15 protein-coding genes and 2 tRNA genes are annotated in these 15266 nt (G+C 62.6%); 5 read left to right on the top strand and 12 right to left on the bottom strand.

Annotation, left to right across the window (positions count from 1 at the left end; translation table 11 throughout):
- Positions 1-311: 311 nt before the first annotated feature.
- From clpX to WDS16_RS05645, 5 genes are all read right to left on the bottom strand, one after another.
- Positions 312-1592 (bottom strand): ATP-dependent Clp protease ATP-binding subunit ClpX, encoded by a 1281-nt coding sequence (clpX, locus tag WDS16_RS05665; protein WP_068378592.1) that lies wholly within the window; start codon positions 1590-1592, stop codon positions 312-314.
- A gap of 321 nt (positions 1593-1913) precedes the next feature.
- On the bottom strand, positions 1914-2555 hold the full coding sequence (locus tag WDS16_RS05660) for an ATP-dependent Clp protease proteolytic subunit (protein ID WP_068378558.1): 642 nt from the start codon (positions 2553-2555) through the stop codon (positions 1914-1916).
- A 45-nt stretch (positions 2556-2600) separates the two neighbouring features.
- Entirely contained in the window at positions 2601-3251 is a 651-nt protein-coding gene (locus WDS16_RS05655) for an ATP-dependent Clp protease proteolytic subunit (protein WP_338891149.1), read from the bottom strand.
- 81 nt (positions 3252-3332) lie between these two features.
- Positions 3333-4709, bottom strand: a complete 1377-nt coding sequence (gene tig, locus WDS16_RS05650) for a trigger factor (RefSeq protein ID WP_338891147.1) — start codon at positions 4707-4709, stop codon at positions 3333-3335.
- Between the two features lie 149 nt (positions 4710-4858).
- A tRNA-Pro gene (locus WDS16_RS05645) sits at positions 4859-4932 on the bottom strand.
- A 185-nt stretch (positions 4933-5117) separates the two neighbouring features.
- On the opposite strand from WDS16_RS05645, the gene WDS16_RS05640 reads away from it, so the two are divergent.
- A tRNA-Gly gene (locus tag WDS16_RS05640) sits at positions 5118-5188 on the top strand.
- 228 nt (positions 5189-5416) lie between these two features.
- Here the strand turns inward: WDS16_RS05640 and WDS16_RS05635 are convergent.
- Positions 5417-6169, bottom strand: a complete 753-nt coding sequence (locus WDS16_RS05635) for a maleylpyruvate isomerase family mycothiol-dependent enzyme (protein WP_338891145.1) — start codon at positions 6167-6169, stop codon at positions 5417-5419.
- A gap of 137 nt (positions 6170-6306) precedes the next feature.
- Here WDS16_RS05635 and WDS16_RS05630 point away from each other — a divergent pair, with 137 nt between their 5' ends.
- Complete coding sequence (locus tag WDS16_RS05630; RefSeq protein ID WP_338891143.1) at positions 6307-7140, top strand: DUF1542 domain-containing protein; 834 nt, start codon at positions 6307-6309, stop codon at positions 7138-7140.
- Here the strand turns inward: WDS16_RS05630 and WDS16_RS05625 are convergent.
- Together WDS16_RS05625 and WDS16_RS05620 are read right to left on the bottom strand one after the other, a co-directional pair.
- Entirely contained in the window at positions 7137-7934 is a 798-nt protein-coding gene (locus tag WDS16_RS05625) for an Fpg/Nei family DNA glycosylase (protein ID WP_338891141.1), read from the bottom strand. The two genes, WDS16_RS05630 and WDS16_RS05625, sit on opposite strands and share 4 nt — an antisense overlap.
- Complete coding sequence (locus tag WDS16_RS05620) at positions 7935-8414, bottom strand: ribose-5-phosphate isomerase (protein ID WP_032379225.1); 480 nt, start codon at positions 8412-8414, stop codon at positions 7935-7937.
- A gap of 16 nt (positions 8415-8430) precedes the next feature.
- Here WDS16_RS05620 and WDS16_RS05615 point away from each other — a divergent pair, with 16 nt between their 5' ends.
- On the top strand, positions 8431-9108 hold the full coding sequence (locus WDS16_RS05615; protein WP_338891129.1) for a DUF429 domain-containing protein: 678 nt from the start codon (positions 8431-8433) through the stop codon (positions 9106-9108).
- 73 nt (positions 9109-9181) lie between these two features.
- Here the strand turns inward: WDS16_RS05615 and WDS16_RS05610 are convergent, their stop codons facing one another.
- Positions 9182-9799 (bottom strand): DsbA family protein, encoded by a 618-nt coding sequence (locus WDS16_RS05610; RefSeq protein ID WP_338891128.1) that lies wholly within the window; start codon positions 9797-9799, stop codon positions 9182-9184.
- A gap of 162 nt (positions 9800-9961) precedes the next feature.
- On the opposite strand from WDS16_RS05610, the gene pepN reads away from it, so the two are divergent.
- Positions 9962-12535: an aminopeptidase N gene (gene pepN / locus WDS16_RS05605; protein ID WP_338893253.1), complete on the top strand. Its 2574-nt coding sequence runs from the start codon at positions 9962-9964 to the stop codon at positions 12533-12535.
- Between the two features lie 69 nt (positions 12536-12604).
- Here the strand turns inward: pepN and WDS16_RS05600 are convergent, their stop codons facing one another.
- The 3 genes from WDS16_RS05600 to WDS16_RS05590 all read right to left on the bottom strand — a co-directional run bounded on the left by WDS16_RS05600 (position 12605) and on the right by WDS16_RS05590 (position 14094).
- A complete protein-coding gene (locus WDS16_RS05600) occupies positions 12605-13081 on the bottom strand; it encodes a DUF5130 family protein (protein ID WP_338891127.1) in 477 nt (158 codons plus the stop codon).
- Positions 13068-13319, bottom strand: coding sequence for a hypothetical protein (locus WDS16_RS05595; protein ID WP_338891126.1), 252 nt, complete (start codon positions 13317-13319; stop codon positions 13068-13070). The genes WDS16_RS05600 and WDS16_RS05595 overlap by 14 nt, the downstream gene beginning before the upstream one ends.
- Positions 13320-13446: 127 nt before the next feature.
- Positions 13447-14094, bottom strand: a complete 648-nt coding sequence (locus WDS16_RS05590) for an HNH endonuclease (protein WP_338891125.1) — start codon at positions 14092-14094, stop codon at positions 13447-13449.
- Between the two features lie 194 nt (positions 14095-14288).
- Between WDS16_RS05590 and WDS16_RS05585 the strand changes: the two genes are divergently transcribed.
- A complete protein-coding gene (locus WDS16_RS05585; protein ID WP_338891124.1) occupies positions 14289-15260 on the top strand; it encodes a mechanosensitive ion channel family protein in 972 nt (323 codons plus the stop codon).
- Positions 15261-15266 lie beyond the last annotated feature (6 nt).

Raw genomic sequence — 15266 nt, 5'->3', positions numbered from 1 at the left:
TGCCCGGTGTACGCGACACTCGCGCTACGGCTGCAGCTGCCGTTGCTATGTGTCGTCGCTTCGCACGCCGATCTGCGCCAAGGCCGCGGACTACGTGTGGCTGGCGGTACCGAAGACCCACACGGTGCTGATCGATGCCGGACTCACCCCCGATACCGCAGCGAACATGAACGGTCTCGAGTACAACGGGTCTCCCATGGATCTCGTTGCGGCTCTTGGCATCTCCTCAGCAGATCGCCTGACTTTCGCCATCAACTGCAAAAAGACCCGGTCATCGACTTCGATGACCGGGTCTTTCGTGAGCTGTCTTGCTACGCCGACTTGTCTCGACGCTCCGGGCGCTCAGGCTTCCGCGGAACGATCGTGGGCAACACATTGTCGTTGACGGTCTCGGATGTCACGACGACCTTGGCCACATCGTCACGGCTCGGGATGTCGAACATCACCGGGTTGAGAACCTCTTCGAGGATCGCGCGGAGACCGCGAGCACCGGTGCCACGAAGAATCGCCTGATCGGCGATAGCCTCCAGCGCGTCCTTGGTGAACTCAAGCTCGACGTTGTCCATCTCGAACAACCGGCTGTACTGCTTGACCAGTGCGTTCTTCGGTTCGGACAATATGGTGACGAGCGATTCCTTGTCCAGATTGGTCACCGACGCGACAACCGGCAGACGACCGATGAACTCCGGGATCAGGCCGAATTTGATCAGATCCTCCGGCATGACCTCGGCGAAGTGGTCCTGCGTGTCGATTTCCGCCTTGGACCTGACCTCGGCACCGAATCCGAGCCCACGCTTGCCGACGCGATCGGACACGATCTTTTCGAGTCCGGCGAAGGCGCCTGCAACGATGAAGAGCACGTTCGTCGTGTCGATCTGGATGAACTCCTGATGCGGATGCTTGCGGCCACCCTGCGGCGGGACGCTTGCCTGGGTGCCTTCGAGAATCTTCAGCAGAGCCTGCTGCACTCCCTCACCGGAGACGTCGCGGGTGATGGACGGGTTCTCGCTCTTACGAGCGATCTTGTCGACCTCGTCGATGTAGATGATGCCGGTTTCGGCGCGCTTCACGTCGTAGTCCGCAGCCTGGATGAGCTTCAGGAGAATGTTCTCGACGTCCTCACCGACATACCCGGCCTCGGTCAACGCTGTGGCGTCGGCGATCGCGAACGGGACATTGAGCATCTTGGCCAACGTCTGTGCGAGGTAGGTCTTGCCGCAGCCGGTCGGTCCGAGCATCAAGATGTTCGACTTCGCGAGCTCGACGGTTTCCCCACGGGCGTCCCGTGCCTTGTCCCCGGCTTGAATACGCTTGTAGTGGTTGTAGACGGCCACGGCCAGCGTCCGCTTAGCGGTGTCCTGCCCGATCACGTAGTTCTCGAGGAAGTCCCTGATCTCGGATGGCTTCGGCAGATCGTCGAGCTTGACCTCGCTCGACTCCGCGAGCTCCTCCTCGATGATCTCGTTGCACAGGTCGATGCACTCGTCGCAGATGTACACACCTGGACCTGCAATGAGCTTCTTCACCTGCTTTTGGCTCTTGCCGCAGAACGAGCATTTCAGCAGATCGCCACCGTCACCGATGCGTGCCATGTTCGAGGTTCCTACTTCCTTGTCCGCGTCTGGTCGACGGACACCCAGCAGATGTCAATACGACCGTGAGCAACTTCTCGATCGACAGCGTTCGAGTCCTGATGCGACCGTACCCGTGTTCCGAAGAACCGGGCGAGTTGTTTCCGGTGATTCGTCGCCCGAATTCTTGACAATTCGAGCCCCGATCACCGAACTACGCCGCCTCCGTAGTCGCTCCGATGGCATCGAAGCGGTGCGGCTGTCCGTCTCCGAAGGTGTCGAGCGCTGGCGTGCGCCGCAACCCGACACCTTCGAGCGGTCCTGCGAAGATACCCGCTTGGGCTACTTCTGTGCCGACAACTTGCGGTACTCGAAGACAGTATCGATGATTCCGTAGTCTTTTGCCTGCTCGGCAGTCAGGATCTTGTCGCGATCGGTGTCCTTGCGGATCACCGCGGGGTCCTTGCCGGTGTGGCGTCCCAGCGTCGTCTCCATGAGTCGACGCATGCGCTCGATCTCTGCCGCCTGGATCTCGAGGTCGGACACCTGGCCCTGGATTCCACCGCTGGACGGCTGGTGAATCAGCACCCGGGCGTTCGGCAGAGCGGCGCGCTTGCCGGGGGTACCGGCCGCGAGCAGAACAGCCGCTGCCGATGCAGCCTGTCCGAGGCAGACGGTTGCGACATCGGCGCGGACGTACTGCATCGTGTCGTAGATCGCCATCAGCGAAGTGAACGATCCGCCGGGCGAGTTGATGTACATCGTGATGTCGCGATCGGGGTCGAGCCCCTCCAGCACGAGCAGCTGAGCCATCACGTCGTTGGCGGACGCGTCGTCGACCTGCACGCCGAGGAAGATGATGCGCTCCTCGAACAGCTTGTTGTACGGGTTCGACTCCTTGACGCCGTAGCTGGAGTGCTCCACGAAGGACGGCAAAATGTACCGCGAGGACGGCATCTGATTCGGTTCGAACAAGTTTGTCATCGTTTCTCCAAGAAGTGGGTTTTCGAGGTTCGGATACCGGGCGATCTACTCGCCGATGCCGCCTGCCTGCCGTGCCCGCGACACCACGTGGTCGACGAAGCCGTATTCCTTGGCCGCTGCTGCCGTGAACCACCGGTCACGATCGGAATCCTCGGTGATCTGCTCCACCGTCTGGCCGGTGTGCAGGGCGATGAGCTCGGCCATCTCGCGCTTGGTGTGCGCGAACTGCTCCGCCATGATCGCGATGTCGCTGGCGCTACCACCGATACCAGCGGACGGCTGGTGCATCATGATCCGCGCGTGCGGCAGCGCATAGCGCTTGCCCTTGGCGCCTGCCGAGAGCAGAAACTGCCCCATCGACGCTGCGAGGCCCATTGCGTAGGTCGCGATGTCGCACTCCGCGAACTCCATGGTGTCGAATATGGCCATGCCCGCAGTGACCGAGCCACCGGGTGAGTTGATGTACAGCGCGATGTCACGGTTCGGATCTTCGGCGGAGAGCAGAAGAATCTGCGCGCACAACTTGTTTGCGATGTCATCGTCGACTTGAGTACCGAGGAAGATGATGCGGTTTTGAAGCAGACGCTCGTACACGGAGTCGCTGAGATTCAAGCCGGAAGCGGCCGAAGTCATGACGGGACTCTGCTGTTGCGAAGCCGCCGGATTCTGAACAGTCACGGTACCTGCCTTTTCCATACGATCGTTGGTTCCTGATACAGACACTAACGAAAGACGGCGGCCCCGGAGTCCCGGAACCGCCGTCGTTCGCTGTCAGCGTTACTTCTCTTGTTCACCCTCGGCAGAATCGCCTGCTGCAGGCTCTTCCGTGTCTGAGGGACTACCGAAAAGCTCGGACGTGTCGACGGCTGCACCGGTGGAGTCGGTGACGTTCACGCGGTCCACGACCGAGGCAAGAGCCTTGCCGCGACGCACGTCCGCGAACACGGCACCGAGCTGGTTGGCCTGCTGCACCTGCTGGATGAACTCTTCCGGCGAGATGCCGTAGCGCTGTGCCTGGAAGATGATCCGCTCGGTGAGCTCGTCCTGGCCGACCTGGGTGCCCTCGGCCTCGGCAATAGCGTCGAGGAGCAGCTGCGTACGTACCGACTTCTCTGCCGTGTCCTTGATGTCCTTGTCGAACTCTTCGCGGCTGGAGCCCTGCGACTCGAGCAACTCGGCAAGCTTGGCTTCGTCGTGGTCCAGACCATGAATCGCCTCATGAATCTGCGAGTCGACCTCGGCCTTGACGACGGCCTCGGGAGCCGGAATCTCGAGCGTCTCGAGCAAGGTCTCGAGCACCTTGTCGCGGATCTGACCGGCCTGCTCGACCTTCTTCACACGCTCGACGCGGGTCTTCAGATCGGCGAGAAGCTCGTCGATCGTGTCGAACTCGCTTGCAAGTTGCGCGAACTCGTCGTCGGCCTCGGGCAGCTCGCGCTCTTTCACGGAGACGACCTTGACGGTGACGACCGCTTCCTTGCCGGCGAACTCGCCTGCAACGAGGGTGGAGGTGAAGTCCTTCGACTCGTCGACGGACACACCGACGATGGCGTCGTCGAGGCCCTCGATGAGCTGACCCGATCCGACCTCGTGCGAGAGCCCGTTTGCGGACGCTTCCTCGACGGTCTCACCGTCGACGGTGGCGGACAGATCGATCGATACGAAGTCCCCATCCTGAACCGGACGGTCGACACCGGTGAGGGTCCCGAACCGCTGACGCAGGGACTGAAGCTGCTCGTCCACTGCTTCGTCGGTGATCTCGAGCGGATCGACGGTGACGTCGATGGTCGAGTAGTCGGGAAGCGCGATCTCGGGGCGAATGTCGACCTCGGCGGTGAACGTGAGTTCTTCGCCGTCCTCGATCTTGGTGATCTCGATGTCGGGCTGGCCGATTACCTTGATCTTCTCGTTGGAGACAGCCTCGGAGTAGCGCGTGGGAAGGGCATCGTTGACGACCTGCTCGAGCACGGCGCCGCGTCCGACGCGGGCCTCCAGTAGCTTGGCCGGTGCCTTGCCCGGACGGAAGCCAGGCAGACGGATCTGCTGCGCGAGTGCCTTGTAGGCGCGGTCGAAATCAGGCTTGAGCTCCTCGAAGGGCACCTCAACGTTGATACGGACTCGCGTCGGGCTGAGCTGCTCGACGGTGCTCTTCACGGGACATGCTCCTTCTGGTGGTCGTGCCTTGCTGTCGGTCCGATTCACTCGTCACTCGCGGTAAGCCGCACGGTGACCGTCGGCGAATCCGTGGCGAAGTGAATCCTTCGCACGAAACCGGACCCGATGGATCCGGCTTCGTTCTTTTGTCGGGGTGACAGGAATTGAACCTGCGACCCTCCGCTCCCAAAGCGGATGCGCTACCAAGCTGCGCCACACCCCGTCTTACCGACGCCATTCAACGTACATGCACCATTGAACAGCAGACACTAGCGGTACCCGTAGCCGGGCCACCGCTGCCGTCTTCGAAGACTGTACATGCAGGCAATTTGTAATCCCGAACCGAGGTTATGTAGAGTTTCGAACTGCACGCGGCGCTGATGGCGATCCCATCGTTGTCGTGGGCACGCCGATGTAGCTCAATGGTAGAGCCCCTGTCTTCCAAACAGGCTACGCGAGTTCGATTCTCGTCATCGGCTCACAACAAAGCCCGCCCCGCATCACGCGGAGGCGGGCTTTGTGCTGTGTTGGGTGTGCGGCCAGCCCTCGTGGTGACCGAATGTCCGGTTCGGTCCCAACACAGGCTGACTGCGCACCTTCCAGCCCACGCGCAAGTTGCAACGTGCGCCCTCGCTGCAACCTGCGCGCCGGGCCGGTTCGCTCACCCAAAGGTGACCGAAAGGCTCATTCGGTCCCAATCAGGGCTCTCAGATCCGAACCCCGTCGTACAACGCCTCGGCTACCGACACGTCGCCGATGATGTCGAGGACGGCAAGCGGACGTCTGCGCCACACCGCGAGCAGCATGTTCTGGGCCGACCCACGCAAGGCCACGTCACCCTTGCGGTGTTCGCGCGTCACCGAGATCTCGGAACCGCCGAAGTCCACGAACAGCTCCAATCCGGTTCCGTCGTCGGTGTGCACGTGGACTGTTCTTCCGGCCAGTTGCGGAAGTTGTTCGAGCGGCACCCTCGTCAGGAACGATTCCGCCCATTCGGCGACGCCGTCTGCTGCACCGGCCGGGTCAGCGGGGTCCGGCTCGGCACCTCCCCGTGCATGCACCGCATCCTGCGCGTCGAAGCGGTGCACTGTGAGTTCGTGGAGCTGCCGACGAATCCAGTAGTCAGCCGTTCCCACTCCTGCCCACGTCGCGACTTCCTGCGCGGGGTCGACCGCAGAGTAGGCACCGAACATGACGTCAGCAGATTCGCGGTAGTCGTCGAACACGCGCGGTCCACGCTCCGGCCTCTCCACTCGTGCAATCACTTTCGCCATCCCATCAGCCGCGGGCGTATCGAGTGCAGCCAGCGCCATCCGGTGCACGAACGTGACGTGGCGGACCAACTTCTCCACCGTCCAGTCCGGCATCGACGGGATTGGGCTACTCGCATCGTCGAGAGTGAGCGAGCTCATCAAATTGCATTCGGCGGACAGAAGCTGCAACTGCTCGTCGGGAGTCATACCCGCGATCTTGCACCTGCCGAGCGTGGTTCACCGACTGATCGGACGCGTATCGTGAATCTATGTCCGATTTGTCCGCAGATCGGACATATCGGAAGTCCAGAATCTCGAAACGCGTCCAAAGGAAGCGGTAACCAGTGGAAGCACTCTTACTCGTTGTCATCATTGTTGCTGCGGTTGTATTTCTGGTCGTTCGTAGCCAGAAGAACAACGCGGCCAGATCCGCAAGTTCTTTGGAGGACGCAAAGGCGGATGCTCGCCAGTCAATCGAGCGACTAGCCGGTCAGATCTACAACCTCTCAGGAACCGACACCGCATCGAAGCAAGCACTCGCCGACGCGTCGGAACGCAACATCGCCGCCGGGTCGCAGATCGACCAGGCAAAGACCGTCGAACAGGCGCGGTTGGCCAAGCAGACTGCGCTGGAGGGCCTGTACTACATTCGGGCCGCACGACTGGCGATGGGGATGGACCCAGGACCGGAGATCCAGGGCATCACAGGCCAGAAGTCGGCCGGCCACGTCACGGAGGACCGCAAGGTCGATTTCGAAGGCCGACAGGTCGAGGCATCACCGAATCCGTCCGACCGCACCCCCAACTATTACCCCGGCGGACGGGTCGCCGGCCGGCCGGTCCCCGCCGGCTGGTACTCCGAGCCATGGTGGCGCCCAGCGCTTGTCGCAGGCGCGTGGGGTGTCGGTTCGATGTTCCTGTTCTCGGCGATGTTCTCCGGCATGGCAGGAGTCGGGTACGGCGAACAGGAGTTCGCCAGTGGGTCCGGTGACGGTTCCGAAGGCGGCGACATGAGTGGCGACGCAGGCAGCGACATGGGCGGCGGCGACGCAGGCAACGACATGGGCGGCGGTGAGGAATACGGCGCCATGGGTGACAGCGGCGGCGATTGGGGCGGCGGTGGAGACTTCGGTGGCGGAGGGGACTTCGGCGGCGGAGGGGACTTCGGCGGCTTCTAGGTCGCCTGACAGACCGGACACCAGAACAGGTTCCGCGCCTGCATTACCGAATGCAGGATCTCGGTTCCACAGATGCGACACGGACGCCCCGCCCTGCGGTACACGTAGGTGCGGGGTCGTCCGGCGCCGTAGCTCCCGTCACCGTGATCGTCCTCTGGGCGGATGGTGATGATCTTTCCCTTACGGACGCCGATTTTCATCAGGTCGACCAGATCGATCCACAGTGCATCCCACTCTGCGTGGTCGAGGTCTTTGCCTGGACGCATCGGGTTGATCCCGTGCCGGAACAAGATCTCGGCGCGGTACACATTCCCCACACCCACGAGCACCTTCTGATCCATCAGTAGTGTGCCGATAGCGGTGCGCGACTTACTGATTCGCTTCCAGGCCTGTTCCGGGTCTGCGTCCTTGCGAATCGGATCGGGGCCGAGCCGCGCAAGGAGAGAGTCGACCTGCTGATCGGTGTAGATCTCACATGCGGTGGGACCACGGAGATCGGTTCCGTACTTCTCCCCGACCATCCGCAGACGCACCGCCCCGACTGGCTCGTCCATCGGAACGGTCTGATCCGAGAACTTCCCGTACAGCCCCAGATGGATGTGCACGATCAGATCCGACTCGTATCGGTGCAGCAGATGCTTGCCCCACGCCTCGGCTCGTTCGAGCACCAGCCCATCGATCAGCGCGGCGCCGGAGGTGAAGCGTCCCTGTGGACTGCTCACTTCTACCGGTGCCCCGCCGAATCGTCGTTGATGAAGACGAGCCAGTCGATGCAGGGTGTGACCTTCGGGCACCTACGCGGGCTTTCCCGGCACCTCGGGAGCCTCACCGCTGCGCTCGTACTCGGACAGGATGTCGATGCGGCGCTGATGGCGTTCTTCCCCGGAAAAGGGAGTGCCGAGGAACGCATCGACGATGGCGAGGGCCTCGGGAAGCGTGTGCATGCGCCCGCCGATTCCGATCAGCTGCGCGTCATTGTGCTCTCGGGCGAGCTTGGCCGTTTCCACACTCCAGGCAAGAGCGCATCGGGCGCCCGGCACCTTGTTCGCGGCGATCTGCTCACCGTTGCCGGAGCCCCCGAGGACGAGGCCTCGGCTGCCTGGATCGGCGACGACGCGGCGGGCGGCGTCGATGCAGAACGCGGGGTAGTCGTCGACGGGGTCGTAGTCGAAGGCACCACAGTCGACGGGCTCATGCCCGGTGGCTGTGAGGTGTTCGATGATTTGATTCTTGAACTCGAGACCAGCATGGTCTGCACCCAGGTATACGCGCATGCATAGAGTCTGACAGGTGAGTTCGCGCACGGAAAATACGGTGGCCGGAGTCGACGGAGCGAAGGGCGAGTGGGTGATCGCTCGGTTCGACGGAGTTCGGGTGGACTGGACGGTCGAGCACGATCCCGAGCTGGTTCTCGCCGCGACTGCGTCGTGCAGAACGGTCGGCGTCGACATGCCCCTTTCGATGCCGACCAGCGGATACCGTGCCAGCGAAGTGGAGGCCAAGAGATTCCTCGGACCCGCCCGGTCGTCGATCTTCCATACCCCGGTTCACGCCGCGCTCGAGGCGACGTCCTACGCGGACGCTTGTGCGATCTCACGAGAGATCACAGGCAAGGCGATCAGCAAGCAGACGTGGTATCTGATGCCCGCGATTCGTTCCTGGCGGGCGAGTTCGTTCGACGCGGATCGAGTGGTGGAGGTTCATCCTGAGTGTTCGTTCCGGCTGATGACCCCGGATGTCACGTTCGCGTCGAAGAAGTCAGGACGCGGGGCAGGACAGCGAATGGCGGCACTGAGCCGATGGATCGACCCGCGCAACCTCGCTGACGGGCTGGCGGATCTGCCCTCCGGCCCAGCTCTCGACGATGCCCTGGATGCGGCGGCAGCGGCGTGGTCGGCGTGGCGATTCAGCCGCAGCGAACATCGGTCGTTCGGGACCGCGGACAGCTCGGATCGCATCGTCGCCTAAGAAGTCGGCTCCGCCTCCAGTGGCACGGATAAGCGCATTCCAATGCACTTTTCCGTGCCACTGGCGAGGAGCACTAGTCGAACTGCGGATCCTCGTTGCGGCTGCGCTTGAGCTCGAAGAAGTGCGGGTACGACGCGAAAATGACCGACGCATCCCACAGCTTGCCGGCCTCTTCGCCGCGCGGGATACGTGAGAGGACCGGGCCGAAGAATGCGACGCCGTTGACGTGGATGGTCGGCGTTCCGACGTCGGGGCCGACTTTGTCCATGCCGGCATGGTGGCTCGTCCGGAGGGCTTCGTCGTATTCCGAACTGTCCGCGGCCTTGGCAAGCTCGGCGGGCAGCGAAAGCTCGGCGAGCGCCTGCTCGATGACCTCAGGGAAATTCTTGTTGTCCTCGTTATGAATACGTGTACCGAGCGCGGTGTACAGCGGCGGCAGAATCTCGTCACCCTCGGACTGAGCGGCTGCGATTGCGACGCGCACCGGACCCCACGCCGTCTTCATCATTTCCGCGTAGTTCTCGGGCAGGTCGCGGCCCTCGTTCAGAACCGCAAGAGACATCACGTGGAAGTTGACGTCGATGTCGCGGACTTTCTCCACCTCGAGGATCCACCGTGAGGTGATCCAGCACCAGGGGCAAAGGGGGTCGAACCAGAAATCCGCAGTGTCCTTCTGCGCGCTGCCACTCACGTGAGGCTCCTTCGTGTTCGAGCGAATAGGTGTCCTGTCCGCACAATCAACCGCAGACACCGACGAAGCATTCCACGGTCTCCCTTGACCGGCATGCCGAACCCCAGACGTGATGGGATGGTGGCATCAAACGTTTCCTACTGGAGAAGGTGCTTGACTGACGTGGTTGCTCCCAACCTGACTCGCGATGACGCTGCAGCACGATCCGCCGTGCTCGGCAACCCCACCTACTCGATCGTTCTGGACCTGACCGACGGTTCCGGCAAACCGAGCGAAAAGACCTTCCTGTCGACGACGACCATCTCGTTCACGGCGACTCCCGGATCCTCGACATTCGTGGACATCGTCGCCGACGGCATCAAGTCGGCCGTTCTCAACGGAGCCGAACTCGACGTGTCCGGGTACGACGAGGAGACCGGTATCACCCTCGAGAACTTGGCCGAGAACAACGAGCTGACTGTCGTCGCCGATTGCCTCTACTCGCACACCGGCGAGGGACTGCACCGTTTCGTCGATCCCTCGGACGGTTCGGTCTACCTGTACTCGCAGTTCGAAACAGCCGACGCCAAGCGCATGTTCGCCTGCTTCGACCAGCCGGATCTGAAGGCGACGTTCGACCTGAAGGTGACTGCGCCCGACAGCTGGAAAGTCATTTCCAACTCGGCACATGCAACGGAACCCGCTGCAGGGGAACACGTCTTCGACACAACCCCGCTGATGAGCACCTACCTCGTCGCGTTGATCGCGGGGCCGTATGCCGAGTGGACCGACTCGTATTCCGACGATCACGGCACGATCCCCCTCGGCATCTACTGCCGCGCATCTCTCGCCGAGTACATGGACGCCGAGCGTCTCTTCACCGAAACCAAGCAGGGTTTCGGCTTCTACCATGCTAATTTCGGCACTCCGTACGCATTCGGGAAGTACGACCAGCTCTTTGTGCCCGAGTTCAACGCAGGCGCAATGGAAAACGCTGGTGCGGTCACCTACCTGGAGGACTACGTCTTCCGTTCCAAGGTCACCCGCTACTCGTACGAACGCCGCGCCGAGACCGTTCTCCACGAGATGGCACACATGTGGTTCGGCGACCTGGTGACCATGACGTGGTGGGACGACCTGTGGCTCAACGAGTCGTTTGCGACGTTTGCCTCGGTGTTGTGCCAGTCGGAGGCAACGGAATACACCAACGCATGGACGACGTTCGCCAACGTCGAGAAGGCATGGGCGTACCGACAGGACCAGCTTCCCTCCACACACCCGATCGCAGCAGACATCCCCGATCTCGCAGCAGTCGAGGTCAACTTCGACGGCATCACCTACGCGAAGGGCGCGAGCGTTCTCAAGCAGCTCGTGGCGTACGTCGGTAAAGAGGACTTCCTCGCCGGCCTCCGCAGCTACTTCGTCGACCATGCCTTCGGAAACGCCACCTTCTCGGATCTACTTGCAGCACTGGAGAAGTCGTCGGGCCGTGATCTTTCGGACTGGGGAAACCAGTGGTTGCGCACCACCGGCTTGAACACGCTGAGCCCGGACTTCGACGTCGACGCCGACGGCAAGTTCACCCGGTTCGCGGTGAAGCAGAGCGGCGCGGCACCGGGTGCAGGCGAGCATCGAGTGCATCGCATCGCCGTCGGCATCTACGACGACGAGTGCGGCAAACTGGTGCGCACCGAACGCGTCGAGCTCGATCTGGACGCAGCCGACAGCACCGACGTACCGGCTTTGGTCGGCGTGTCGCGCGGCAAGCTGGTTCTCGTCAACGACGACGATTTGACCTACTGCGCCGTTCGGCTCGATCCCGACTCTCTGTCGGTGCTTGTCGCGCGGATCGGCGATATCGCCGAGTCCCTCCCCCGCACCCTTGCCTGGTCGGCGGCGTGGGAAATGACCCGACAAGCCGAGATGAAGGCCCGTGATTTCGTCGCTCTCGTCCAGCGCGGAATCGGAGCGGAGACCGAGGTCGGGGTCGTTCAGCGACTCCTGCTGCAGGCTCAGACGGCGATCACCAGCTACGCCGAGCCCGGCTGGGCCGCTGAGCACGGTCAGCCCGAGTTCGCCGACACACTGCTCGAATGCGCGCGGGCCGCGGAGCCCGGTTCCGATCACCAACTGGCGTTCGTCAATGCACTGGCAGGTTCGGCATTGTCCGACCGCCATGTGGCCGTCCTGCAGGCGCTGCTCGAAGGTGACGTTGCTCAGCAGGGACTCGACGGTCTCGACGTCGACACCGATCTGCGCTGGCGGCTGGTGTCCGCACTCGCAGCAGCAGGCGCCATCGACAGCGACGGTCTGAGCTCCCCCGTCATCGACGCCGAGGCCGCCCGTGACAACACCGCCGCGGGCGCCCGTTCGGCCGCAGCGGCGCGGGCTATACGCCCAAACAGCGAGGTCAAGGAACAAGCGTGGACGACGGTGATCGACGACGACTCCGTTCCCAACATCACGGCCCGTTCGATCGTCGGCGGTTTCACGGGCCCCGGTCAAGCGGAGCTGCTGGCACCGTACGTGGACCGCTATTTCGCCGCGATCGAAGAGGTCTGGGCTCGGCGATCCAGTGAAGTCGCGCAAACCGTGGTGATCGGCCTATACCCCTCGTGGTCGATCGACGCCGATTCCGTAGCCGTTGCGGACAGGTTCCTGGAGAAGGATCTGGCACCTGCGCTACGTCGTTTGGTGATCGAGGGCCGCGCGGGAATCGTCCGTGCACTCGCGGCGCGAGAGTTCGACGCGAGCTGACCTACCGCAGAAACAAGAAATGCGCCGTTCGATTCGAACGGCGCATTTCTTGTGGGTCGGTGTGAGTATCTAGGGACTGACGATCGCCGCAGCCATGACGCGTACCGAGCTGACGAGCCCGTCGATCAGGTTTCCGTCGCGGAAGGGCCCGACGGCGGCAGTGATGCCCAGCTGCGCGACGCGATCGGTCGCGCGGTCGGACACTCGACGACCGGTGCGGATCTCGATCGCCTTGTTGTTGGGATCCACTGCGATCAAAATCGATCGGATCGCGTCCGGGGTACCTGGGAACACCTCGTTGGCACCGGCCGCGACATCGTCACCGAGATCGCCGACGTACACGTTGAAGCGAATCTGCGTCGCACGCGTCGCCTCAGCGAGAGCGTCGTCGAGGGCAACGAGATCTTGCGTCGCGAACGGAAGATGCGTCGGACTCGCGGTTCCGAACTCGTGCGCTGCCGATACTCGTCCGCTCGAGGTCAACGCAGACCCGTAGGGCAGGTTGTCGACATCGACGTGACTCTTGACCAGTTCACCACTTGCCACTTGCCGACCCTCCGATCGAATCCGCGGTGGATGCATGCGAACCGCCGTGCCCACCGTGCGGTGTCACCTCGTCGGTCGCGCTCCACAGCATTGGTTCACGTGTCCATTTCTCCGACAGCGTGTACGGCGTGACGTTCATGCCGGGCTGCCTGTCGGCGACGTAGGACAGTGCGCCGATGATTCCGACCAACGCGGCCGGTATCACGCCGAATAACACCAGTGTCTCGAGAATGCTCACAGGGTGTGACGTTAGCCGACTTTTCGCCGCAGGGCGACGCCGGGTCAAGTTCTGCGGCGAAGTCCACCGCACGCGGCGTGCATCGGACAAAACGGGCGCCGATGAATCGGGGACATACAGGCCCCGATCAGGCCGCACCTTCACCCAGGTAGGCCAACCACGACGGATCGAGTTCCTTGTTGCTCGCCAGCAGTCGCCAGTGTGGCCCTTTCGGCGGAACGAGTTGCGCGCGGAGCGCCCAACCCAGCTCACTGAGCATCTTGTCGGCTTTGCGGTGGTTGCACGGGGCACAACACGCAACACAGTTTTCCCATGAATGCTCGCCCCCTCGACTACGTGGAATCACGTGGTCGACGGTCTCCGCCTTCGCGCCGCAGTACGCGCATCGGAATCGATCGCGGTGCATGAGCGCGGCCCGGGTCATCGGGACTCTCGCCCGGTACGGCACACGGACGAAGGTTCTCAGTCGGATCACCGACGGCACCTGGACCGAGAAGTCGGCCGAGCGGATGTATGGCCCCGACGGGTCGTCGTGGACGACATCGGCCTTGTTGCAAACGAGCAGAACCACTGCGCGACGCATCGGCAGGGCGGTCAGCGGCTCGAAGGTGGCATTCAGAAGCAGCACCCGGCGCTTGACCCAGGCAGGAACGGAGTCCTCGCCAGGAGATACAACGTGCAGTGGAGAAGCCCCCGATATCCGTTCCCGCTGGTCTGCGGTGTCGTGAACATCGGTGGGCAGGAGTTGTCGATGACGGTGTTGCTTGTTCTTCATGGGTGTTCTCCCAAAAGATGTCGGCGTCCGCGCATGGCTTGCGTGGAACACGTGAGACAGTGGAACACGAAAACGCCGCGTCTGCACACCCCTTTCCGGCGCAATTGCGTTTGCCGAACCGTGAACTTCGGGCCAACGGAGCATCCGTCGGTCACGAAGGTGGCGAGATCGCGCGTCGTCCGTAGAATTTGGAAGTGTCTGTTTTTGCTTCGAGCTCATCCGTCCACCTGTCATCACTCGCCCTCGACACACGGGCGTTCGAACTGACCGAAACAGGCCGGGACTGGTTGGTGGACAGACCTTTACAGATCGCCGGCTATCTCGTACTCGCGATCGTGCTCCGGGTACTGCTGCACCGACTGATCACCCGCTTCACTCGGCGGACCGTCGTCGAATCCGGCAAACCGCCTCTGCTGCGCCCCTTGCGCGAACGCGCACCAGCGTCCATGCGAGGGGCGATTCTGTCGGAACGACGCAAGCAACGCGCCGAAACAATCGGTTCGGTCCTCAAGTCCGGCGTGTCCGTCATCGTGCTGACGTGGTTCGTACTGTCCGTGCTTGCCGTGGTCGGGGTCAATGTGACCCCCTTCATCGCCTCGGCAGGAATCGTCGGCGTTGCCCTCGGTTTCGGCGCGCAGAATCTCGTCCGCGACTTCCTGTCGGGGATATTCATGCTCTTGGAGGACCAATACGGAGTCGGCGATGTCGTGGACCTGGGTGAAGCAATCGGAACCGTAGAAAGCGTCGGACTGCGCGTGACGACCATTCGCGACGTCAACGGCACGGTCTGGTACTGCCGCAACGGCGAAGTTCTTCGGGTGGGAAACATGAGTCAGGGGTTCGCCGTCGCCGTTCTGGACCTACCGGTAGCCCACACTGCCAATCTCGACGAGGCATGCAAGGTAGCCGAGAAGACCGCACTCGACGTTGTCACGTCCGGTGCTTTCGAGGGTGACTTGTTGGGCGACCCGGAGATGCTGGGCGTCAACGCCGTGAGTTCGGATACCGTCACCATTCGAATTACTGTCAAGACGAGGCCTGGTGTGCAGTGGGCGGTACAGCGACGTTTGCATCGCGAAATTCTCCAGGCGTTCGACGACGCCGGAATCAAAGCACCGTATCCACAAGGCCGACAGGGTGGCGTCGTTGCCGACCTGGCAAAGTAGGACTGC

The sequence above is a fragment of the Rhodococcus sovatensis genome (assembly GCF_037327425.1).
Classification (GTDB): domain Bacteria; phylum Actinomycetota; class Actinomycetes; order Mycobacteriales; family Mycobacteriaceae; genus Rhodococcoides; species Rhodococcoides sovatense.
Note: the sequence above shows the minus strand (reverse complement) of the source record. Positions and strands in the feature narration are given on the sequence as shown.

Excerpts from the sequence above, each read along its gene's own strand:
- WDS16_RS05590 (WP_338891125.1), bottom strand. The coding sequence starts at position 14,094 with ATGAAGAACAAGCAACACCGTCATCGACAACTCCTGCCCACCGATGTT.
- WDS16_RS05660 (WP_068378558.1), bottom strand. The coding sequence starts at position 2,555 with ATGACAAACTTGTTCGAACCGAATCAGATGCCGTCCTCGCGGTACATT.
- clpX (WP_068378592.1), bottom strand. The coding sequence starts at position 1,592 with ATGGCACGCATCGGTGACGGTGGCGATCTGCTGAAATGCTCGTTCTGC.
- WDS16_RS05620 (WP_032379225.1), bottom strand. The coding sequence starts at position 8,414 with ATGCGCGTATACCTGGGTGCAGACCATGCTGGTCTCGAGTTCAAGAAT.
- WDS16_RS05635 (WP_338891145.1), bottom strand. The coding sequence starts at position 6,169 with ATGACTCCCGACGAGCAGTTGCAGCTTCTGTCCGCCGAATGCAATTTG.
- WDS16_RS05655 (WP_338891149.1), bottom strand. The coding sequence starts at position 3,251 with ATGGAAAAGGCAGGTACCGTGACTGTTCAGAATCCGGCGGCTTCGCAA.